Source organism: Vibrio sp. SCSIO 43135, from assembly GCF_023716665.1.
GTDB classification, from domain to species: Bacteria; Pseudomonadota; Gammaproteobacteria; order Enterobacterales; family Vibrionaceae; genus Vibrio; species Vibrio paucivorans.
Window position 1 is genome coordinate 3,007,244 of the sequence record NZ_CP071859.1, and the last position, 21,644, is coordinate 3,028,887.

Genomic DNA, 21,644 nt, shown 5'->3' on the forward strand with positions numbered 1-21,644 from the left:
TTGCTAGAAGAACAGTATCTCAACCCAGGTGTAGCCTGTGATGATCATCGCTACCATCACTGCTGCCGAACCAATATCTTTCGCTCGCCCGGCGAGTTCATGGTGTTCGGTACCCACTCTATCCACCACAGCTTCGACAGCACTATTGAGCAATTCCACCAACATCACCAGCAGCACTGTGACAATAAGAAGAATTCTTTCCACTTGGCTGACATCTAACCAAAATGCCAGTGGAATCAGGACTACACTAAGTAATATCTCTTCGCGAAACGCGGCTTCATTTTTAAACGCGGCCTTGAGGCCTTGGCAGGAATAGCGGGTGGCATTCTTAAGGCGTTTGAATCCATGTACAGGCTTTGATGACACGTAAAAACTCTCACTATGAATAATTGGGATGAATAAATTGGCGCAAAATTGACGTTTTCGTAGTCAATTAAAGTTAAAAGGTTAGACCAGTTTCTGGTATCCTTGCTGCGCAAAAAATTACTCGCTGAATATATTGTTACTGAAAAAAATATTCTGATAAACAGTCTTCAATACATTTACGCTTATTTGAAAAACTTGAGGCTATGACCCTTTATGTCTTCAGGACAATCTCTATCACGTTCATTACTCAAATTACCGCTGTCGGTATTGGTAAAAGGAACGTCTATTCCTTCAAACCCCATTGAAGATCATAATATTGATACTAACAAGCCCATTGTCTATGCACTACCTTTTCGCTCCAGCGTTGACTTGCTGACACTGAAAAAGCACGCTGTCGAGCTTGGTCTACCAGACCCGCTAGAGCCAATGGAAATCAATGGTAAAACATTTAATCGTTATGTATTTACCTCTTCACGCCCAACACTCATGCAGCGTGATGAAGATGTACCAAGCGAATCCGTTACCCTATTTTCTGAATTGTTAGAACTGCACAAGTTTGATTCGGAGCTAGATGTCCAGGTTATCCCTGCAACGGTGCTTTGGGGAAGAAAGCCTGGTAAAGAAGGTAAAGAAAAGCCGTATTTGCAAGCCCTGAATGGCCCACAAAAAGCCAAAGCGGTATTCGCCGCTGGCCGTGACTGCTTGGTTCGCTTTAGCCCGGTTGTTTCTCTGCGCTACATGGCCGATTCTCACGGAACCGACGAATCCATCGCGCACAAGCTAGCTCGTGTCGCTCGCATCCACTTCTCTCGTCAGAAGCTAGCCGCTTCCGGCCCTAACCTACCGAATCGCCAAGCGCTATTTAACCGCTTAATTCAATCTGAAGTGATTGAGAAAGCGATCGAAGATGAAGCGAAAACAAAGAATATTTCGATAGAGAAAGCTCGCAAAGAAGCGCATGACATCATGGATGAAATCGCGGCAGACTTCTCTTACTCTCTAATCAAAAACGGTGAGCGAATTCTTGGCTGGCTTTGGAACCGCATTTATCAAGGCCTGAACATTTCAAATGCCGCCACCGTACGCAAGCTAGCCCAAGACGGTCACGAGATCGTATATGTGCCGTGTCACCGCAGCCACATGGACTACTTGTTGCTTTCTTATGTGTTGTATAAAGAAGGCATGGTGCCACCGCACATTGCTGCGGGTATCAACCTAAACTTCTTCCCGGCAGGGCCGATTTTCCGTCGCGGTGGCGCATTCTTTATTCGCCGCAGCTTCAAAGGCAATAAACTGTACTCAACCATTTTCCGTGAATATCTTGCCGAGCTCTTTGCTAAAGGGTATTCAGTCGAATACTTCAGTGAAGGTGGCCGCTCCCGCACTGGTCGCTTGCTGCAAGCGAAAACCGGCATGCTGGCGATGACCATTCAAGCTATGCTGCGTGGCCTGAACCGCCCAGTGACATTAGTGCCTGTGTACATTGGTTACGAGCATGTGATGGAAGTAGGCACTTACGCAAAAGAGCTACGCGGTAAGCGCAAAGAGAAAGAAAACGCCGGCCTTGTTCTGCGCACCATCCGTAAACTGCGCAACTTTGGCCAAGGCTACGTGAACTTTGGTGAGCCAATTCCGCTCAACCAATACCTCAATGATAAAGCGCCGGAGTGGACTAAAGATATCGATCCATTAGGGACGACTAAACCACAATGGATGAACCCTGTGGTCAATGATCTGGCGAACAAGATGATGACTCACATCAACGACGCAGCAGCGGCCAACGCTCTGACCCTATGTGCAACGGCCTTGCTTGCTTCACGCCAACGAGCGCTTTCTCGCGACAGCTTAGTGAAACAAATTGACTGTTACCTATCACTACTGAAAAACGTTCCGTACTCTGACACCTTTACGGTGCCAAATGCGACGGCAGAAGAGTTAGTTTCACACGCTGAGTCATTAGATAAGTTTGTCATTGAAACCGATACCATGGGTACGATCGTGTCACTCGACCGTAATCAATCGATCTTAATGACTTACTACCGCAACAACATCATCCACTTGTTTGCCATTCCATCACTGATTGCCCAAATGTTGATCCGTCAGCAGCAGCTACCAGTATCGCAAGTGAAAGAAAACGTCGCGACGCTTTATCCGTTCTTAAAACAAGAACTGTTTATCGGTATTGAGCAAAGTCAGCTTGATGAACTCGTTATGTCTTATCTGACCGAGCTTGAGCAACTTAACTTGGCGACCATTGGGCAAGACGACAGTGGCCAACAAGTGGTGTCGATGAACCAAGCAAACACTCAAACGCTGATGTTGCTTGGCAGAACCATTTCAGAGACGCTGCAACGCTATGCCATCACTATGAACTTGCTGGTTGCTAACCCAGAGCTCGGTAAGTCTGACTTGGAGCAGAAGAGCCAAGATATTGCCCAGCGACTTGGTCGCTTGCATGGTATCAATGCCCCAGAGTTCTTTGATAAGGGCGTGTTCTCTTCGATGTTCAGCACTTTGAAGCAACAAGCATACTTAGATCAAGACGGTAACTGTGACATCGAAAAAACTAAGCACCTAGCGCAGCAGCTCTATTCGATGCTGTACCCTGAAGTGCGGATGACGATTCAAGAAAGTGTTTGCCAGTCTGGTGAGTAAATACAAAAAAGGCACCGAAAGGTGCCTTTTTTATATCAGTATCGAATTACCAGAATGCAACCAGTAACCCTAAAGTGATGCTCATTCCTACATAATTGTTATTGAGGAACGCTTTAAAACAATCATCGCGCTCACGATGTTTAATCAAGATTTGCTGGTAGACAAACAGTGCGCCGACCACCAATAGGCTCCAGTAGTAACTGCTACCCAATTGATACCAGCAGCCAAGTAGAATAAGAAGAGCTAAGGTCGCTAGCTGTAATGCCCCAATGATCATTTTGTCTCGACGGCCAAACAAAATCGCAGTGGACTTAATACCAATTTCTAAATCATCGTCACGATCGACCATCGCATATTGCGTATCGTAGGCGATGGTCCATAGTGCGTTGATTAAAAATAAAAACCATACCATAGAAGGTAATTGCTCTGTTTGTGCTGCCCACGCCATAGGGATTGACCAACTGAAAGCTAAGCCCAAAAACAACTGTGGTAAATGGGTATAGCGCTTCATAAATGGGTAGATAAAAGCCAGCGCAATACCCGCAAACGACAGCTTAATAGTCAGAGGGTTCATAGTGAGCACCAACAGGAATGACACGACTCCGAGAATCACAAACAAGCCAATGGCTTCTTTGCTCGAAACCAGCCCCGACGGCATTGGACGGTTCTGAGTGCGCTTTACATGACCATCGACTTTACGGTCAGCGAAATCATTGATTACGCAGCCTGCAGAACGCATCAATACAACGCCCGCCGTAAAGACCAACAGAACATCAATTCTAGGCATTCCTTCCGCCGCTACAATGAGCGCCCACAGAGTTGGCCAAAGTAACAACAATGAGCCAATAGGCCTATCCATTCGCATTAGCTGCCAATAGGCACGCGCTTTCGCCGCGGTCATTTACACTCTCTCCTTAGAGTAAATCGGTGAAGTCGGCAAAAATAGTTCTGCCACCAACATTGGTTTTTGGTTCATCCATAAGCGAGAACGACGAGCCAACAGTCGCCCTTCTGGTGTCTCGGCCCAGCCGACTTGCAGCGCATCACGCTTCACATCTTCCGCACTGAAAACGGTCAACCCTAACGGAATTTCACCTTGTCTCGCGAGGTCATAAGGCTGCCCGGCCAATGACGAATTTGGAATCAAAGTTCGGCCAAGTACCCACGGCTCACTATCACCACTTAATACGACTTTACGTAATAGGCAGTCTTCTGGCGACAATAGATCGACTTCTTGTTCATTCAACCTTTCGGTTTTAACTGTTCGGTTATGCACTAACTCAACAGATAACTCTTGGCAGTGCTGCTCCAATAAACGTGACAAAGATCCTTGTTCCAATAACCATTGCTTTGCAATCGCATTCGGAAAAGGAAAACTTGTAGGTTGCTGCCAATTTACTTTACGTAAAGCAGATAGATAGAGCGGAGTTGATTGATTCATACTAGTATTCAATAAGCGGCTTTATCATCGTACAATAAAGGTTCGTAGGTTAGTGATATACATCCCAACCGTCGAGTGCTTAACGCATTTCATTACAAATAGATGCTCTATTGTAACAAGTCTCAGACGATTCGAGTATCGCGATTAGAAGAAAGAAAAGTTAGAAATATGCTTAAACGTTACCTAGCCCAAATAATTCTCGCCTCAAGCGTACTGATTTCGATGCCAAGCATGGCTGAGCAAGAAGCAGGCCCTCAACTCGCCTATTTTACACTAGAGCCTGATCTCACCACCAATTTCCACACCAGTGGCAAAAAGCTCGGCTATATTCAGGTTCGCATCGATATCATGGTAGCCAATGCGGCCGACTTACCGATCGTCGAGTTGCACCAACCATTGATTAGAGATGCCGTTATTGAGCTACTAGGTAAACAATCTGAAGATACAATAAAGTCACTGGCTGGCCGCGAGGATCTGCGCAAAACCTTAGTCGAGCAACTCAATGGTATCTTACTACCAGAAACAGGCCGTACTATTATCGCGGACTTACTGTTTACCAAGTATCTCTACCAGTAGACCTAAACCCGTTATTTAAAAAGCGGCTGTTAGCCGCTTTTTTTATTTCACTCGATTCCATTTACTGGCATCTAAGTAACCCAGTGCCACACCAGAAAGTAAACCGACTAAATGCGCGGTATTCGCAATAGCCATAAACGGCTGAACGAATCCAAGTACCAGCCAAACTAACATAAAACCAATCACTGGTTTTGGCATTTGAAGACCAACTTGCGGTGCTTTGGTCCCTAGTAGCCATAGATAACCGACTAAGGCATAAACAACACCAGACAATCCACCAAAGTTCGCCCCTTCAACCCAGTACTGACCAGCTCCCGATAACGCAGCAGAAACCACAAATATCTGTAACAGTTTACCTGCGCCTAAACGCTTTTCTATGTCCCCCCCTAACTGCCACCACCACAGTAGGTTAAAGGCAATATGCATAGCCGAGAAATGCAGAACAGCATGAGTGACCCAGCGCCATATTTGCCACTGTTGGCCAGCAAAAGCGGGAAAGTGAAATGCTTCTAATATGGTTCGACCAAAACCAAGCTGCATCAAACCAAAAACCACGCTGCAGACAACCATCAGGGTTAATGTGACTGGGCCCGCCTTGGCTTTTATCATCGACATAAAGCTAGGAGAGTGGTAGCTCAAGACATTTCTTCGACTCTCGGCCATATTCCACGATGCCGCTTGATACTTTCTATCGTTTGGGTTTTGTAAGAATTGCGTTAGCTCTGCTTCCACTTCGACTTGATGCTGACTGTCAGTTAGCCAAAGTCCGAATTGCCCTTCTCCTTCCGGCGTCATTTGCACATCAATTTGGCGTGAAGCCATGTAGTCGATGAACGCTTGAGCCATGCGAGGATTGGATAAAGAAAGCAGTCTGATCATAGAGAAACCCGGTCTAGTGTTAGCCTTGTACAACAGGGAGCTCTGAACGGTGCCATGCTTCAAAGCCCCCGTCCACACTATACACCTCTTCAAACCCTTGGTTCACTAAATATTGCGCCGCACCTTGGCTACTGATCCCGTGATAGCACATCACCAAAATGGGTTGCTCAAATTCAACTTCATCCATAAAGCTCACAATCGAATCATTGGTGAGGTGGAAAGCACCAGTCGCGTGAGCAACCGCAAAAGATTGCGGATCACGGATATCAACAAGTCTAGCGTCAGAAGAAGTCAGCAGTTGCTGCGCGGCAACTACATCGATGTGTTTAAACTGGTCCATTAGATTCTCATACACAAGTTAATTCAGTGACGTCATTGTAACCTATCCAGTGCTAACCCAATACACGAGGTTAGTAAGGTTATCCACCAGTGATCACTTTTACACCATTTGTGGATAAATCTGTGGATTGCGTTGATAAAGTGCTTTTAAGCCTTTGGATCCACAAGATATAGTAATGATCCTTATTCATTTGTGTGTAACAAAAAACATATCCCCAAATTCTGATGCCCGTTTTCGCCTTATTCACCCTGCTTTCTGACAACTGGCAAAGAAATTCCTCACAGAGTTACCCACAGGTAGCACAGATAAAATAGATCGCAACTATCGATCGGAAATAAAAAAACCGAGATCAAATGATCTCGGTTTCTAGTTATTCGATTTGTCACCTAGCTGAAGTTAAAACTCACCAACGGCCAGTTTAAGCTTTTTCATCGCGTTCTTTTCAAGCTGACGAATTCGCTCAGCAGAGACATTATACGTTTCAGCTAGCTCTTGCAGCGTTGTTTTCGCATCATCTAACCAACGAGAACGTACGATATGCTGGCTACGCTCATCTAGACTTGCCAAAGCAAGGTTCAGACGGTTATTAGTGTGCGCTTCCCAGTTATCTGCTTCAACGTTCTCAGCTAAGTCAGAAGACTTGTCTTCTAAATAAAGGACTGGCGCAGAATAAGAAGCACTTGAGTCATCATCTTCGGTTGGCATTTCAAATGTAGCATCTTGTGCAGCCAAACGGGATTCCATTTCGCGAACTTCAGATGGTTCAACGCCCAACTCTTTCGCAACCGTTTCAATTTCACCATTGTTAAACCAACCTAAGCGCTTTTTCGACTTACGCAGGTTAAAGAACAGTTTACGCTGTGCTTTAGTGGTTGCGATTTTCACAATACGCCAGTTACGCAGTACGTATTCATGAATTTCTGCTTTGATCCAATGTACCGCGAACGATACCAAGCGAACACCCACTTCAGGATTGAAGCGCTTAACCGCTTTCATCAAGCCGATATTACCTTCTTGAACGAGGTCAGCCATTGGCAGGCCGTAACCTGAATAACCACGCGCAACATGGACAACAAAACGCAAGTGAGACAAGATCAGCCCTTTCGCTGCATCGATTTCACCTTTGTAATGTAGTCTTTCAGCAAGTTCACGTTCCTCTTCAGCGGTCAGCATTGGGTAGCTGTGCGCCGAGCGGATGTAGCTGTCTAGGCTATCTTGTGAAACAACTGCCATTGAGTACGATTGCTTTGTCATTCAAATCCTCATCAATCTCTGATCTGGAGTACGTGTTTTAACCCATCAATACTGAACCTAAACTGAACAGGTTTCAAGCAGGGGGAATCAATTATGCACAAACCATTCATGGTTACAAGAAAAAAAGTACACGGTAGCGTGTACTTTTTTCAATATTATGACAATGGCAAGTTAAACTGGTTCAATTTCTTTTAAATGCCTTTTTGCAGAGACCCTCGCAGCACTGCAACCTAAGAAGGTTCCAAGCATAATCAGCAGTAAGGATTCATCCCAATTCAGGCCAAGTAAACGGAAGTGACTATCGTAAAGCAACGCAAGATCTGCCACTGTGCTGTTTAGCAGAATGGTAATCAATGCCGTCAATGTCCAAGCGGACAGCGCCCCAATCAAACCAAACCACATGCCTGAATAGAGGTAAGGTCTGAGAATAAAGCTATCGGTTGCTCCAATCAGCTTCATAGTTTGGATTTCGTCTTTATTTGCCAATACGTTAAAACGCAAAGTATTGCCAACGATAAGGAATACAGAGCCAAGCATTAACACCGATAGGGTAATCACAATCACAGACACCAAGGTGCGAATCGCATCGAGCCTTGTTAACCAATCTTCATCTAGACGAACATCGGTGATTTCCTCTTCATCAGACACCTTGCGAGCAATCCCTTTAATGACCTGCTTGTCTTCAGTATTCGGAGTAATGATTAACACCCCAGGCAAAGCATAGTCATCAAGCAAGCTGATCGCTTGTTCGAAGCCCGAGTATTGGCTTAGATCATCTAACCCTTGCTGAGAAGAAATGTACTCTACCTCTGCAACTTCTGCCCAACTTTCTATCTCATCTTTTAATACCATGACTCGCGCTTCAGGCGTTCGCTCTTGAATGTACGCACTCACTTGCGAAGGACTGGCAACATTATCGGCTACCGCAGCAATGTTTTTTCCAAGCAGATATAAACTTGCAGGCATGGCTAATGCCATTGAGATCACAGCAAGCGTGAGAATATTGCCTAACGGACGAAGCCACATTTGAGCAAATGACGCTTTAGCCTGATCGAGGTGAACTTTAAAAAAACCATTCGTTTTAAGCTGGTTTTGAGCGCGGCCTTTAGAGGCTTTCTTAAGCTTTTTATTACTGGCCATAATCTTCCACCTCACTCAAGAAACCTTGGTTAAGTTCAAGGTGACGATATTGTGGGCGCGTGTTAACCAACCCGAGGTCGTGGGTTGCTAACAAGATAGTAACCCCAGCACGATTAAACTCTTCAAACAGCTTCAACACACGATTAGACAGTTCTGGGTCTAAGTTACCCGTTGGTTCATCAGCAAGCAGTAAGGTTGGGCGATTTACCACCGCTCGAGCGATACCTACGCGCTGTTGCTCACCACCAGACAATTGACTAGGCAGACAACGTGCTTTGTCTAATAGACCCATTTTGTCTAACGCCGCTGAAACACGGCGTTTGATGTCGTTTTCAGAAATAGACTCAATACGCATAGGCAGTGCGACGTTATCGAATACACTACGATCCATCAGCAACCGGTGATCTTGAAATACAATACCAATGTTACGACGTAGGAATGGTATGTCTTTATTAGGGATACGTGTAATGTCGTGGCCATTAAAGCTGACTTTGCCATCCGTTGGTCTTTCAATCGCACATATCAATTTCAGCAGGGTACTTTTACCCGCACCCGAATGACCACCAAGAAACGCCATCTCTCCACGCTTAAGGTGAAAGTCGACTTTTTGTAATGCTTGTCGCCCACCGCGATAAGCCTTACTCACTTGCTGAAAATTAATCACCCATCAATCCTCTTGGTTCGCTTCAACAACGATACTGCCTATAAGCGATTATTCATCGCGGCTAAATAATGCATCAATAAACTCTTGCGTCTCGAATGGACGAAGATCATCAATGCCTTCACCTACACCGATAAAACGAATCGGGATTTGGAATTGATCGGCAATGGCAAAGATAACACCACCTTTTGCTGTGCCATCAAGTTTGGTTAGCGTAATACCAGTCAATGGTGCCACTTCACTGAATAACTTGGCTTGGCTAATAGCATTTTGGCCGGTACCTGCATCCAGCGTTAGCATGATTTCGTGAGGCGCTGAATCGTCGATTTTCTTCATTACACGAACGATTTTGCGTAGCTCTTCCATTAGGTTAGCTTTGTTTTGTAGTCGGCCTGCTGTATCTGCAATCACCACATCAACACCACGCGCTTTCGCTGCTTCAATGGCATCGTAGATAACCGAGGCACTGTCAGCCCCCGTATGTTGAGCAATCACAGGGACTTCGTTGCGTTCACCCCAAACTTGCAACTGTTCAACTGCAGCAGCTCGGAATGTATCGCCAGCAGCCAGCATGACCTTCTTGCCTTGTGCTTGGAACTGTTTGGCCAGTTTACCAATAGTGGTCGTTTTGCCTACGCCGTTCACACCAACCATCAAGATGACGTAAGGCGTTTTAGTCGTATCGACTTCAAGTGGCTGTTCAACTGTACTTAGGATCTCTGCCATTTCTTCTTTAAGCAGTCCATACAAGGCTTCACCGTCTTTCAGGTCTTGGCGTGATGCTTTTTCAGTTAAGCTGTCGATAATCTTAACGGTCGTATTCATTCCGACATCAGCAATCAACAGTTGCTCTTCAAGTTCTTCAAACAGCTCATCGTCGATTTGTTTGCCTTTAAACAAACCAAAGAAACCAGCACCAATATTCGCTTTGGTACGGCTCAAACTACGCTTTAGGCGAGCAAAAAAACCTTCAGTTGGTTTTTCTTGCTCTTGAACACGTGCAACAACAGGTTGTTCCTCGACTGCTTCTGCTTCTGCTTCTGCTTCTGCTTCTGCTTCTGCTTCTGCTTCTGCTTCTGCTTCTGCTAGTTCAGTGTTCGCCGCTTCTGCTGTCTCTTCAACAATTTCTTCTTGCTGCGGTTGCTCTTCTTCTGTTTGTTGTACTTGTTCTTCCGCAACCGGTTTAGCTTGTTCTTCATCTCCGAAACCAAGCCAAGACAGTAATCCGCGCTTCTTTTTTTCCGTCATCTGGGGATATCCTAGATTTACTTAACTAACTACGACACTTTTCCAATAGAATTATCCTATCTACGGAAAACAAAATGACAAAGCCTTGAAAACTTTTCAATTAGGCTTTTCTAATTGGTTTAATGTTACACTTTGTCATTATAAAACTCAGGGCTTCACCGATACGATATCATCGAGGTGACTGAGTATAGTAACACTTAATTAGCGGTCAAAAAATCTATGGTAAGACGTCGCCAGCAAAACACATCACAAAAAAAGCCATCCACGGGCTTTGTTCGCATTATTAGTGGCTTATGGAGAGGTCGAAAACTACCGGTGCATGACGCAGAAGGTTTACGACCAACCACCGACAGAGTCAAAGAAACGGTCTTCAACTGGCTAGCGCAGGATGTGCCACAAGCCAAGTGTCTGGATCTGTTCGCAGGCTCAGGTGGGCTTGGCTTTGAAGCAGCTTCGCGTCAGGCTGAGCATGTCACCCTCGTGGAGCTCAACCCAACAGCCTTTAAGCAAATACAGTCCAATATTGCTGCGCTTAAGGCCGACAATCTATCAGTCACCAATAGTGATGCACTGGCTTTTCTTAAACAACCGGGTACTCCACAGCATGTGGTCTTCATTGATCCACCTTTCAGAAAAGGCTTACTCAATGAAACGGTTGCTCTTTTGGAGCAAAATAACTGGTTGGCAGAAGGCGCTATGATTTATATTGAAACAGAGAAAGAATTAGCACTAGAGGGCATTCCCGAGCATTGGCACTTATACCGCGAGAAAAGTGCTGGGCAAGTCAGCTACCGACTATTCGAAAGAACTACAGCATAGAGGACTTAATTATAATGAAGTATTTGATCCTACTAGCGAAAGCGGCGATTGCTTTCGTTTGGTTTATTTTGATTTTTAACTTCTTCCAACCCTTTCCAGGTAAAGCCGCAATTGCACTCTACATTATGACGGCATTCTTGCTGATGATGCACGGACTGCAAATGGCGATTTTTATCGGCGCCTTTGGTGACAAAATCAATATGAGTAAATGGGAAAAGTGGTCGATTCTGATATTTGGTATCTTTGCTCTGCTAGATATTCGTCGTAAGCACATGATGGGATAACCAATAAAAACGCCGCTCTGAGAGCGGCGTTTTTATTTTTAAATGTATGTAGCTCAAACTTAACCTGCAGCAGCCATTCCCATGTAACCTTTCACACCGTTTAGGAACATCTGAGTCGAGATCATCACCAATAGCAAGCCCATCAGGCGCTCAACCGCTTTCAAACCACGCTCACCTAATATTCTGTGGAAGAAACCATAGAACATCAAAATAAAGAAGGTCGCCCCCCAGGCAATCATCACCGCTGCAGAGAGCTCCATCAGATTATCCGGGTGTTGGCTAGACAGTAACAGTAGCGCCGCAATGACTGACGGCCCAGCAATCATTGGAATCGCCATTGGTACAATAAACGGTTCTTCACCTGCAGCTAACCCAGTGATGCTTCCCGCACTTGGGAAGATCATCTTAATCGCAATAATAAACAGGATGATACCGCCCGAGATGCTCAGCGTCTCTGGTTCTACGTGTAAGAAGCTCATGATGCTTTGGCCAGCGAACAGGAATAGCATCAAAATAAGTAGCGCAAACATCAGCTCACGGACTAATACTTTACGTCGACGCTTTGGATCTAAATGCTTCAGTATGGAAAGAACAATAGGTAAGTTGCCAAGAGGATCCATGATCAAAAATAGCATGGTAGCGGCAGATAAAATTTCCATAGCAAGTAGGTCCCGTCATTAAGAATCGGCGCAGTATAACACTTCAAATATTCGAAACCAGACGTAGACCCACTGCTAAAATGTAAGTTAGTGGTTACATACCCTTTTTGCATTGAGTGTCCACTTCTCACCCTGCTTAATGACTTTCTCGCGCTGGATGAAAAATACCAACAATGCATCTAAATCAAAGCCTTGCTTACTGCAAGTATGAAATCTAGCCTCAGGTCCGAACTGTCGCGCCACAGCAGTACGCAGTTCAGCTTCAGTCATTGAATTTTCTCGTAGTAAGTTTAGTACTTTATGCGCGTGTATCTCGTTAGACATGGTCGCTCCTCCTCGCCCTTAATTGGCATCAGAGTACTCAATCGAAGTTAGAGATACATTGATTTCAGATAACATTCCTCGCGCACTCTCCTAAGGAGGTAGTGTCCGTCAGGAATGTCTCACCGGCTATAAAGCAACAGAAGCAGTGATGAGAGACAAGGCCAGTAAGTAAGTGCCGGATATCAAGTAACGCCCGGCCCAAATAGCTCGGCGGTAGTCATGGATCGCTAATAGACCTGCTGACACACTCAATGAAATCGCCCCGAGGAAGCCTGCAAGGCTCGGAGCATCTTGGTGCAGTAGCCATAGTTCTCCAGCGGCCCATGCGAACTGAACCAAAACCAGCCCCATTACCGCAACAGGGAATATTAACCGGTCAATCTGTGGGAGCAGTAAGAAAAACATCACAACACTACTGGCCAGTAGCATTGCTGGGAGCCACCAAACCATCTCGGTGGAAAGCTGTAGCCAAAATGATTTGCTAAAGCAGATTTGCGCAGTAATAAAGCTGGCGAAACATAGGCGCTTATAGCGCTTCAGCTGGTAAAGGATATCAGCAAAGATGGACACCACTAGCCCTACTCCCACCCAAGCACTTGCTGGGGTAAGCGCTTGATTCTGGCTGTACAAAATAGCCAATAGCAACAGTAGGCTCAATGTTTTAAACATCATTGCCTGACCATTCTTATTGTCTTGATTTGCGTTCACGCTAATAAAGCCCGATAGCGCGACAGACAGCCAACTCCACATGTGTACACCTCTTGTTTCTTTCGCCGCCAGTGTAGGCAGCTAAAAGTCGATGTCCAGCAGCGAACCGTAAAACTTGGATCTTGATTACGAATCACTCTACTCACACACAGCAATGTTTAAAACGAATTGTCAGCAGAGATTCAATAATCCGTGAATTACAGCCTGTTGCGTTCTCTGTGATCGTCTAGATTTAAAAAACAAACGTCTCTGGATAAAAAAAAGCACACCCATAGCAATAAAACGCTCAGCAAGTAAAAATAAAAGCCATTTAAATACAGCAACTTAAGAAACAATAGCACCATTAATGGCAGCTAGTATCGATAGGAACAAGATAAGCGGCAGTGTGGAATAGCAGCTTTCCAACTTAAAGCCCACCGTATCAATATGTGATAAAGGCTCTCATCCGAGCTGTTTACTTTCCTCATAAAATGAGATTTTACCCACAACTGACATTGCAGATCACCCTAAGCCTAAAAAGTGAAAGAAATGAAAATAAATGATAAATTTAACAATAAAAACAATCTTTAAATTCAACCACTTAAGACCAAGCAAGATTAAACAAAAACCACTTTGAACATTTTAAAAACAGCACAAAAGCATAAGAAAACTTACCCATTTACTAGGAACAAGCAAACAGTAAAGTTACTTTTTTGAAGTTTTCACCAAGACAGGCTTGATCAAACCCATAAAGTAGTGCTAATCTTTATTACATAGTGTTGAACATCAAAATTAAGGAGCAGTGTTATGATTTCTTCTTCACAAAAACAAGGACTTGTAATGATCGCAGTAGTCGTTGGCCTAATGACACTGCCGATGATGTACTAAGTATCTAATACAAAAACAAAAAAGGACGCAAATGCGTCCTTTTTTGTTTTTCTGATTGGTTCGTAATCAAATTGATACATTCCAGCAATAGGTTACAGTCGTCGTTAAGTATCCATATTCAGGAGTAACAAAGCACCCGATGGTAAGAATCGAGTGCTTTAACTTGAAAAGAATTTTTAATAAAAAGGTAGGTAACCTCTGCTACTAAAAGAAAATGTATCGGAGAAGTTACTCGTTGTCTGGCTTACTGCCACCCCTTATCGGGATCCATTTTAAACAAGAACTCTAAGAATATTCTCGTCGTCTCATGCTCTGTTGCTTTACGTGCATGATCGCGTTGTAGTTCCGCCAGCACTACGTTCCACGTAATCGGTTTTACCCCAGCCTGCATCATTCGTTTCATACCGTTGTCATGAGACATCTGCGTGATACTGCCGACGGTATCTTCAGGCACTAGTACTTCGTAACCATTTTGTGTCGCTTCTATTGCAGGATAAGCCAGACAAACATCTGTCCACAATCCGCCCATAATGAGCTTTTTGCGCCCTGTCGCTTCTACCGCAGCCACAAACTCCGCTTCTTCCCAAGCATTAACATTGGTTCTATCGATAATGATCGCATCTGGTGCCAGCTCTACTAACTCTTTCAAGAATGGTTCAGAGCCATTCAGCCCTACCCCAACATGGGAAAAAATAATCGGCAGATCAAAGTGAACTGCAGACTTAATCAACCCCTTGGTATTGTTGAGCAACGTTTCATGATCGATATTTTTCACCCCCATCAATATATGTGGTTGGTAATCGATTAAGATTAGAGCTGAGTTACTTGGAGAGATAAACGGATCTTCAGCCGCATCACGTATCGGGGTACCTTGATAACCTTTAGGGTATTGCGCTACACCATTCACTGTTTTTATCGTGGTAACTCCACTCGAAGAGCTGCCCAAAGCCGCGCTAGAAAAACCCATCAGCAATAACGTTGATGAGGCGATAGCGATTAATCTTTTTTTAATATCCATATTCATACTTCTTCTGTTGCTAAGTGTTGTGTCGATAAGGTAACTGAGCACTTTATTGGAAAGCGCTTAAGCCTTTGTATTCAATAAACTCAATAACGTTGTTATCTGGGTCACGAATGAAAAACGAGGTACCAGTAGGGTGATTCATAGGCTCACCGCTGAGTGGAATTTGCAGTGCCTTCAAGTGCTCTAACACTGCTTCTTTGTTGGAGATTTCCAGTGCAACATGTGTAAAGCCGGTATGCTTGATTGGCGTATCCATCAGCATATTGGTATGGTCTTTCTGATCTGAATTGAGAATAAAATTGATGTTGATACCAGAGGGATGTTCAACAATGGCCACTGGCTCAGGGCCACTTGGGCCTGTGATGTATTCAAAGCCCAGTTGGGAATAAAAGTCGCGCGCTGTTTCAAAGCTGCTCACTCTTAAGCCTATGTGATTGATTCTGCTTATTTCCTTCATGCCACTCTCCGTATTGTGAGCTAATTTAATCTCCGTAAATAAATGATAGATTTAATCCATACGTTGATTAATAACCTAGAATGAAAATGATTATTTCCAAATGAAAGCCAATCAACCATACTGGGGGATAGGTGAAAATTGCGGAGAGCAATAAATGGAATTTAATGGAAAACTGCTCGATGGCATGGTGATCTTTTCGCAAGTGATCAAGAGCGGAAGCTTTACTAAAGCAGCAGAAATAAGCGGGCATTCAACCTCTTATATCAGCAAAGAGGTAAATAAATTAGAAGCGCGTTTGGGAGTGCGTTTACTCAACCGCACCACTCGTAGTATCAAATTAACGCCTGAAGGAGAGCTGTATTATCAGCAATGTCAGCAAATTATTGATCACGCCACGGCTGCTCAAACCTTGCTATCAGGCCATCAAGCAGAACCTCAAGGCACGTTACGTATAAGCTGCCCTGTTAGTTTTGGTCTAGCCAAAATACGTCCAATTTTGGCTAAATTCATTGAGCAATATCCGAAGATTAACGTCGAGTTGGATTTGAATGACCGTAAAGTAGATATCATTACCGAAGGTTGGGATTTGCTGATCAGAGCATCAGTAGAAATGGAAGATTCCAGCTTAATCAGCCGCAGGCTCACTTCAGCACGCAGTGTGACCATTGCAGCCCCTTGCTATTTAGCTAAATATGGCACACCAGAACATCCAACAGATTTAAGCCGCCATAACACAATCAGTTACAGCAACCTGAAACAACCTAATGTTTGGCGCTACCTCTTAAACGATAGCAGTACTGTAGAGGTTAATGTAACAAGCCGCCTAATTTCCAACAGCCCAGAAATGGAGCTGGCTTTATGTATAGCAGGGCAAGGCATTACACGGCTACCTTCATTTAATCTGACCGACGAGCTTCAAACAGGGAAATTGGTGCAACTTTTTCCGGAGTTACCTGAAGTTGATATTGGTGTGTATGTGGTTTATCCCAGCCGCAAGCATATGGCATCTAAGGTTAGACATTTTATCGATTTTATCTTTGCTGAGTTAGGAGATTAACAGAGCAAAGTTATTGGAAGTGCTTAGACAAGATGTCCCAATGAGCGTAATAAAAGCCTAGCGCCGCCAAGGTAATTAGCGTCATCAATGTAATCGCCACACGCCAAATGAAGCGACTACTGCGCGGAGTCAGTTCTCTTTCGCACTCATCACAAGTTGCCAAAAACTCTTTCGCTTTATCTAACTTGTAATCGTCTTCGTGAACCACTTTATTACGAATCGTCGCGATAAACCTTAGCTTCCCTACAACATCATGGGGCAAACGATCCTCACAGCTGGTGATCAGCTGATGCAGACCTTTTCCTTCCGCGTGGTACTGGCCACGTAGCAGTGACTCTAATTTTCGAGTCCGTACAACCACTTTTTCAATATCTGACATGGCTTCCCTCCATCGATATTAAGTTTAGACAAGCCTAGCGCTATTCTTCTATATTCAGATCACTTTTTCGAGTCTTTTACAGTAAATTTTCGTAAAGGTGACCAATGCTAAGCCTTTGAAAAACGTGATATCTCTCGAATAAAACTCGACATTAACTGTGTAGATCACGAATCAAGTTCGGCAAAGCATCTCAATTTGTCCCTCAGCGTTACAATAGCGCATTCGATATTATGGAGAATGTGATGCCTATTTCATTATTTGTTGCAATCACTCTATTGGCTGTGCTGGCCGCATGGGTGTTCCTCAGTTTCTATCGAAAACACATGCAGGGAGAGAATGCGCCTGAACAAGCGGTTAATGTGGTGATATTGGATAAACAGGCCATCGAGATTCAAGACGCGCAACCAGGCGAAGACGATCAAGAGTATTGGATATACGTTCAGAAAGGGCGTTTAGGGCCAAAGCGTGAATTCCAAGTGGGTATTCACTATTACCACGCTTTGAACCCTGGAGATAAAGGTAAGCTCACTTATCAGGGAGATAAATTCCTACATTTCGCGATGAAACGCTAAGGAAGCAACCAGCTTGTCTTACTCGAACGCGAGAACAACCAGCTCATTGCTAGCGCTCCAGCACCACTTAACACAATCCATACAGGGATAACCCAGCCAGGGTGTCCCTGATACCAGCCAAACTCTTTCATTGGCCACAAGAAAATCGGGTGAAGAATATAGATCCCCAAACTATGTTGGCTGATGAAACCAACCACCTTATTAGCACCCAGAGACAAGCCTTCACCAAAGTAACGGCATAGCATGAAAATCATGCTGGCTGCTAACACTACGTTGAGCGTCTTATAAGACAGCCATCGCCCCACCGTATACTCCCCTGCGGCTAAACTATTGCTCACGACCATCATGACGGTCGTAGCCAGCGCAGCGATTCCCAAGCCAGTCGCAATCATCACACTGGTTTTAGTCAGCGGAATCTTCTTAAACAGAATATAGCCGAGTGGTAAGTAGCCACTATACAACCATAGTTCAATGCTCCATGGACCATCGATTTTCATCAAATAAAGTAACGTGGTTAGCAGCCATACCGCGGTGAATGCATACACTCCTGCGTCCCCAGTTTTGCGCACCATGATTTGCAAAAATGGAATAACGAAATACAGCGGGATAAAGTAATAGAAAAAGCCCAGATGGTAGTACGTCGCGTGTTCTGCACTATTAGCCAGAACTTCTTTACTGACCGCCCCATCATAACCAGAGGCGCTCCAACCAGACAGGTACGCATAGAACAGCGACCAGAGCAAAAACGGCACCAAGACCTTACCTAAACGCCGTTTCACATAATACTTGGCGTCAAATGGCCGCGTATCACTCAACATCAACGCACCGGTAATCAAGATAAATACAGGCACCGCCCAGCGAGTAACGCCATTCACCCCTACCGCAGTAAACCATTCGTTAAATGGAATCACCCCAAGCTCATTCCGATAAGGAGCCAGTACATGAATAGCGATAACTGCAACCGCAGCAACACAGCGCAGTAAATCGAAAAACAGGACCCGTTGCCTCATTAGCATCTCTCTTGTGTCAGATAACCAATTGAATATAGCAATAAAAAAGCTGACTCTGCTATTAACAGAGTCAGCTTTCGGTCAAAGAATTATCAATTATGCAACATTCACTTCACGTAGCTTTGGCAGTTTTACCGATATCAAGGTAGTAAGAGCAAGGAATGCAAAAGAGACCCATAGACACGCAGCTAGCCCAGCCATCTGGAATACCCAACCAGACAATATAGTGCCAATTAAGCGCCCCATGGCATTGGCCATATAGTAGAAACCAACGTCCAGCGATACACCATCACCTTTGGCATAGCTCACGATCAAATAGGAATGCAGAGACGAGTTCACAGCGAAGATAGCACCAAACACCATCAATCCTCCGACAATGACAAGCTCTGGCTGCCAACCTATCTGTACCGCATAAGCGATAAATGCAGTCACAATCGCCAATCCACCAGCCCACAGCATAGCAGCGTGACCATCAGGCACTTTGCCTTGGGCTTTGCCGGTTATTTTAGGTGCTAAGCCCTGAACAAATCCGTAAGCGATGGTCCACGCAGCTAGGAAGCCACCGACCCACAAATGCTCCCAACCAAATACACTGCCCAGATAAATCGGCAACGCAATAACAAACCAGACATCCCGTGCACCGAATAAGAACATACGTGCAGCGGATAGAATGTTGATCGACTCAGATTTAGAAAAGATTTGCTTAAACTTCGGCTTAGTCTTCGCTTTACCCATGTCACTTTCAAGGCCAATTAAGCTGCCAATGAACACCAGAGTTAACACTGCTGCCATGGTTAAAACGGCATACTTGAAACCAATTACTGAGAGCAGTAAGCCACCGATAAAGAACCCCGCGCCTTTCAGGGCATTTTTCGAGCCGGTCAATATCGCAACCCATTTATACAAAGCGCCCTGCTGCTCATCCGGCACCAACGTTTTAATCGAGCTTTTGGCGCTCATCTTGTTTAAGTCTTTAGCAATGCCAGACAACGCCTGCGCTGCCATTACCCACGGAATGGTGAGCCATGCCGCTGGAACGGCGAGCATAGACAGAGCAATGATCTGCATCGCCAGTCCCAAGTTCATGGTTTTATTCAACCCAAGCCTTGCACCTAGCCAACCACCGATTAAGTTAGTGACCACTCCAAAAAATTCGTAAAAGAGGAATAGAGAGGCGATTTCCAATGTGCTGTAACCCAGATCGTGGAAATACAGCACCACCAGCATACGTAATGCACCATCGGTAATCGTGAAGTTCCAGTAATTGAACGTCACGAGCATATATTGGCGAACACTTTTACTGACATTTGCAAACATAACGTACCTATTTGCCTTTATTGCAAAGAGAAAAGAGCTTTTGGGTTATGGTGTTCCAAAAGCTCTATAAGTGAATTACTGGCCAGCAACCGCTGTGATGTATTCTACTTGAACAGGTTTAGTAAAGGCGCCTGGGCGAAGCGCTTGTACTTGGCTGACGATGTCAGCTAATGGCCACTGCTTCTCCAGTAGAAGATGAGCTGCCAGCAGCCCCGTTCGGCCAGAGCCTCCCATGCAGTGCATCGCGACTTTACCACCGTTATCCACCACTTGGTGTAGCGCTGGGCTAGCCGCATTCCACTTCGCTTGGAACGCTTCGCCTGGCGCACAATCGTCTTCAATTTCAATTTGGAACCACTGCATGCCTTGCTGCTGAGCTTTTTCACCCAGTTCAGCCACCGCCTTGCTCGCCAGTTCAGCGTCATCCAGAGCGGTAACAATCGCCTCCACACCTTGCTCTTTTAGTTGAGCAAGTGACGCGTCGAGATCGATACCTTTCGTACCTGGACACGGAGTCAATACAAGCGCACCAGTGTTTAAATCTAGCTGCCAAGTCGGGTGAGTTTGAGTCTGAGACATCACTTTGCTCCTTATGCTAAACCAACATTACGAACCAATTCTGCGGTACGTGTTGCGTAGCCCATTTCGTTGTCATACCAAGCGTAGATTTTCACCATACGAGTCCCCACAACCATGGTTGATTGTGCATCAACAATCGTAGAACGTTGATCACCTTTGTAATCGATAGACACTAACGGACGCTCTTCAAAACCCAGAATACCTTTTAGCTCACCTTGAGAAGCTTCTTTCAGTAACGCATTAACTTCTTCTGCTGTGGTATCACGTTTCACATCGAAGATGATGTCAGTCAAAGACGCATTCGCTAGAGGCACACGTACCGCGTGTCCATTGATCTTGTCTTTTAGCTCAGGGAAAATTTCCACGATAGCTTTAGCACTGCCCGTTGTGGTTGGAATTAAACTCATGCCACATGCACGAGCACGACGTAAGTCTTTATGCGGCGCATCCAAAATGGTCTGAGTATTGGTAAGGTCATGGATAGTGGTAAATGAAGACTGCTCAATACCCAACTTTTCATGAATCACTTTTACCACTGGTGCAATACAGTTCGTCGTACATGACGCCGCAGTAACGATCTTATGTACTGCTGGATCAAAAATGTCATCATTCACACCGACAACGATGTTAGCCACACCGTCTTCTTTAACTGGTGCACTTACTACAACGCGTTTTACGCCTTGCTCTAAGTATTGGTTAAGGAACGAAGTTTTACGATGTACACCGGTCGCCTCAATCACTACATCACATCCAGACCAATCCACCGCGTTAATTTCTTTCTCATTGGTCACTGCGATACGCTGACCTGCAATCACCAACTCGCTGCCTTCTGTTTTCACTTCATGAGCCCAGCGACCTTGCACAGAATCGAATTCCAGCAGGTGGCCTAATGTTGCAGCGTCTCCAGCCACATCGTTAATTTGTACAAATTCCAATTCAGGCCAATCAAAAGCGGCGCGCAATGCAAGGCGACCAATACGACCAAAACCGTTAATACCTACTTTAATTGTCATAGCTGTATCTCTTAT

The 21,644-nt window shown here is 44.9% G+C and carries 25 protein-coding genes; 6 read left to right on the forward strand and 19 right to left on the reverse strand.

Going from position 1 to position 21,644, the window contains the following annotated elements; genetic code table 11:
- Positions 1-3: 3 nt before the first annotated feature.
- Complete coding sequence (locus tag J4N42_RS13455; RefSeq protein ID WP_252028659.1) at positions 4-366, reverse strand: diacylglycerol kinase; 363 nt, start codon at positions 364-366, stop codon at positions 4-6.
- 213 nt (positions 367-579) lie between these two features.
- Between J4N42_RS13455 and plsB the strand changes: the two genes are divergently transcribed.
- The gene (gene plsB / locus J4N42_RS13460; protein WP_252028661.1) at positions 580-3,021 is read left to right on the forward strand and encodes a glycerol-3-phosphate 1-O-acyltransferase PlsB; all 2,442 of its coding nucleotides are present in this window, start codon (positions 580-582) and stop codon (positions 3,019-3,021) included.
- A 46-nt stretch (positions 3,022-3,067) separates the two neighbouring features.
- Here the strand turns inward: plsB and ubiA are convergent, their stop codons facing one another.
- On the reverse strand, positions 3,068-3,922 hold the full coding sequence (ubiA, locus tag J4N42_RS13465; RefSeq protein ID WP_252028663.1) for a 4-hydroxybenzoate octaprenyltransferase: 855 nt from the start codon (positions 3,920-3,922) through the stop codon (positions 3,068-3,070).
- Entirely contained in the window at positions 3,923-4,462 is a 540-nt protein-coding gene (locus J4N42_RS13470; protein ID WP_252028664.1) for a chorismate lyase, read from the reverse strand. It lies immediately after the preceding gene.
- Positions 4,463-4,630: 168 nt separating this feature from the next.
- Here J4N42_RS13470 and J4N42_RS13475 point away from each other — a divergent pair, with 168 nt between their 5' ends.
- Positions 4,631-5,038: a flagellar basal body-associated protein FliL gene (locus J4N42_RS13475; protein ID WP_252028666.1), complete on the forward strand. Its 408-nt coding sequence runs from the start codon at positions 4,631-4,633 to the stop codon at positions 5,036-5,038.
- 42 nt (positions 5,039-5,080) lie between these two features.
- Here J4N42_RS13475 and glpG read toward each other — a convergent pair whose 3' ends face one another.
- The 6 genes from glpG to ftsY all read right to left on the reverse strand — a co-directional run bounded on the left by glpG (position 5,081) and on the right by ftsY (position 10,560).
- The gene (glpG, locus tag J4N42_RS13480) at positions 5,081-5,917 is read right to left on the reverse strand and encodes a rhomboid family intramembrane serine protease GlpG (protein WP_252028668.1); all 837 of its coding nucleotides are present in this window, start codon (positions 5,915-5,917) and stop codon (positions 5,081-5,083) included.
- 19 nt (positions 5,918-5,936) lie between these two features.
- Positions 5,937-6,257 (reverse strand): thiosulfate sulfurtransferase GlpE, encoded by a 321-nt coding sequence (glpE, locus tag J4N42_RS13485; RefSeq protein ID WP_252028670.1) that lies wholly within the window; start codon positions 6,255-6,257, stop codon positions 5,937-5,939.
- A gap of 396 nt (positions 6,258-6,653) precedes the next feature.
- A complete protein-coding gene (gene rpoH, locus J4N42_RS13490; RefSeq protein WP_252028672.1) occupies positions 6,654-7,511 on the reverse strand; it encodes an RNA polymerase sigma factor RpoH in 858 nt (285 codons plus the stop codon).
- A gap of 171 nt (positions 7,512-7,682) precedes the next feature.
- A complete protein-coding gene (gene ftsX, locus J4N42_RS13495) occupies positions 7,683-8,651 on the reverse strand; it encodes a permease-like cell division protein FtsX (protein WP_252028674.1) in 969 nt (322 codons plus the stop codon).
- Positions 8,641-9,315: a cell division ATP-binding protein FtsE gene (gene ftsE / locus J4N42_RS13500; protein ID WP_252028676.1), complete on the reverse strand. Its 675-nt coding sequence runs from the start codon at positions 9,313-9,315 to the stop codon at positions 8,641-8,643. Before ftsE ends, ftsX begins: the two co-directional genes overlap by 11 nt.
- A 48-nt stretch (positions 9,316-9,363) precedes the next feature.
- Positions 9,364-10,560, reverse strand: a complete 1,197-nt coding sequence (gene ftsY, locus J4N42_RS13505; protein ID WP_252028677.1) for a signal recognition particle-docking protein FtsY — start codon at positions 10,558-10,560, stop codon at positions 9,364-9,366.
- Between the two features lie 219 nt (positions 10,561-10,779).
- Here ftsY and rsmD point away from each other — a divergent pair, with 219 nt between their 5' ends.
- Positions 10,780-11,379: a 16S rRNA (guanine(966)-N(2))-methyltransferase RsmD gene (gene rsmD / locus J4N42_RS13510; protein WP_252028679.1), complete on the forward strand. Its 600-nt coding sequence runs from the start codon at positions 10,780-10,782 to the stop codon at positions 11,377-11,379.
- Between the two features lie 14 nt (positions 11,380-11,393).
- Positions 11,394-11,663 (forward strand): DUF1145 domain-containing protein, encoded by a 270-nt coding sequence (locus J4N42_RS13515; protein WP_252028680.1) that lies wholly within the window; start codon positions 11,394-11,396, stop codon positions 11,661-11,663.
- 59 nt (positions 11,664-11,722) lie between these two features.
- On the opposite strand, the gene J4N42_RS13520 is transcribed toward J4N42_RS13515, so the two are convergent.
- The 5 genes from J4N42_RS13520 to J4N42_RS13540 all read right to left on the reverse strand — a co-directional run bounded on the left by J4N42_RS13520 (position 11,723) and on the right by J4N42_RS13540 (position 15,702).
- On the reverse strand, positions 11,723-12,322 hold the full coding sequence (locus J4N42_RS13520) for a YhgN family NAAT transporter (RefSeq protein ID WP_252028681.1): 600 nt from the start codon (positions 12,320-12,322) through the stop codon (positions 11,723-11,725).
- An 87-nt stretch (positions 12,323-12,409) separates the two neighbouring features.
- On the reverse strand, positions 12,410-12,646 hold the full coding sequence (locus J4N42_RS13525; RefSeq protein ID WP_252028682.1) for a YecH family metal-binding protein: 237 nt from the start codon (positions 12,644-12,646) through the stop codon (positions 12,410-12,412).
- Positions 12,647-12,772: 126 nt separating this feature from the next.
- A complete protein-coding gene (locus J4N42_RS13530) occupies positions 12,773-13,396 on the reverse strand; it encodes a lysoplasmalogenase (protein ID WP_252028683.1) in 624 nt (207 codons plus the stop codon).
- 1,069 nt (positions 13,397-14,465) lie between these two features.
- Positions 14,466-15,239: an isochorismatase family protein gene (locus J4N42_RS13535; RefSeq protein WP_252028685.1), complete on the reverse strand. Its 774-nt coding sequence runs from the start codon at positions 15,237-15,239 to the stop codon at positions 14,466-14,468.
- A gap of 52 nt (positions 15,240-15,291) precedes the next feature.
- Positions 15,292-15,702: a VOC family protein gene (locus tag J4N42_RS13540; protein WP_252028686.1), complete on the reverse strand. Its 411-nt coding sequence runs from the start codon at positions 15,700-15,702 to the stop codon at positions 15,292-15,294.
- Positions 15,703-15,856: 154 nt separating this feature from the next.
- Here J4N42_RS13540 and J4N42_RS13545 point away from each other — a divergent pair, with 154 nt between their 5' ends.
- Entirely contained in the window at positions 15,857-16,759 is a 903-nt protein-coding gene (locus J4N42_RS13545) for a LysR family transcriptional regulator (protein ID WP_252028688.1), read from the forward strand.
- Positions 16,760-16,769: 10 nt separating this feature from the next.
- Here J4N42_RS13545 and J4N42_RS13550 read toward each other — a convergent pair whose 3' ends face one another.
- Positions 16,770-17,138: a DUF4145 domain-containing protein gene (locus J4N42_RS13550; protein WP_252028690.1), complete on the reverse strand. Its 369-nt coding sequence runs from the start codon at positions 17,136-17,138 to the stop codon at positions 16,770-16,772.
- Between the two features lie 242 nt (positions 17,139-17,380).
- Between J4N42_RS13550 and J4N42_RS13555 the strand changes: the two genes are divergently transcribed.
- Positions 17,381-17,710, forward strand: coding sequence for a DUF2500 domain-containing protein (locus J4N42_RS13555; protein ID WP_252028692.1), 330 nt, complete (start codon positions 17,381-17,383; stop codon positions 17,708-17,710).
- Here J4N42_RS13555 and J4N42_RS13560 read toward each other — a convergent pair.
- From J4N42_RS13560 to J4N42_RS13575, 4 genes are all read right to left on the reverse strand, one after another.
- Positions 17,707-18,720 (reverse strand): acyltransferase, encoded by a 1,014-nt coding sequence (locus J4N42_RS13560; RefSeq protein ID WP_252028694.1) that lies wholly within the window; start codon positions 18,718-18,720, stop codon positions 17,707-17,709. The genes J4N42_RS13555 and J4N42_RS13560 overlap by 4 nt on opposite strands.
- 96 nt (positions 18,721-18,816) lie before the next feature.
- Positions 18,817-20,037 (reverse strand): organoarsenical effux MFS transporter ArsJ, encoded by a 1,221-nt coding sequence (gene arsJ / locus J4N42_RS13565; protein ID WP_252028696.1) that lies wholly within the window; start codon positions 20,035-20,037, stop codon positions 18,817-18,819.
- A 75-nt stretch (positions 20,038-20,112) separates the two neighbouring features.
- Positions 20,113-20,616, reverse strand: coding sequence for a cyclin-dependent kinase inhibitor 3 family protein (locus J4N42_RS13570; RefSeq protein WP_252028698.1), 504 nt, complete (start codon positions 20,614-20,616; stop codon positions 20,113-20,115).
- 11 nt (positions 20,617-20,627) lie between these two features.
- Positions 20,628-21,629, reverse strand: coding sequence for an ArsJ-associated glyceraldehyde-3-phosphate dehydrogenase (locus tag J4N42_RS13575; RefSeq protein WP_252028700.1), 1,002 nt, complete (start codon positions 21,627-21,629; stop codon positions 20,628-20,630).
- Positions 21,630-21,644: the final 15 nt, after the last annotated feature.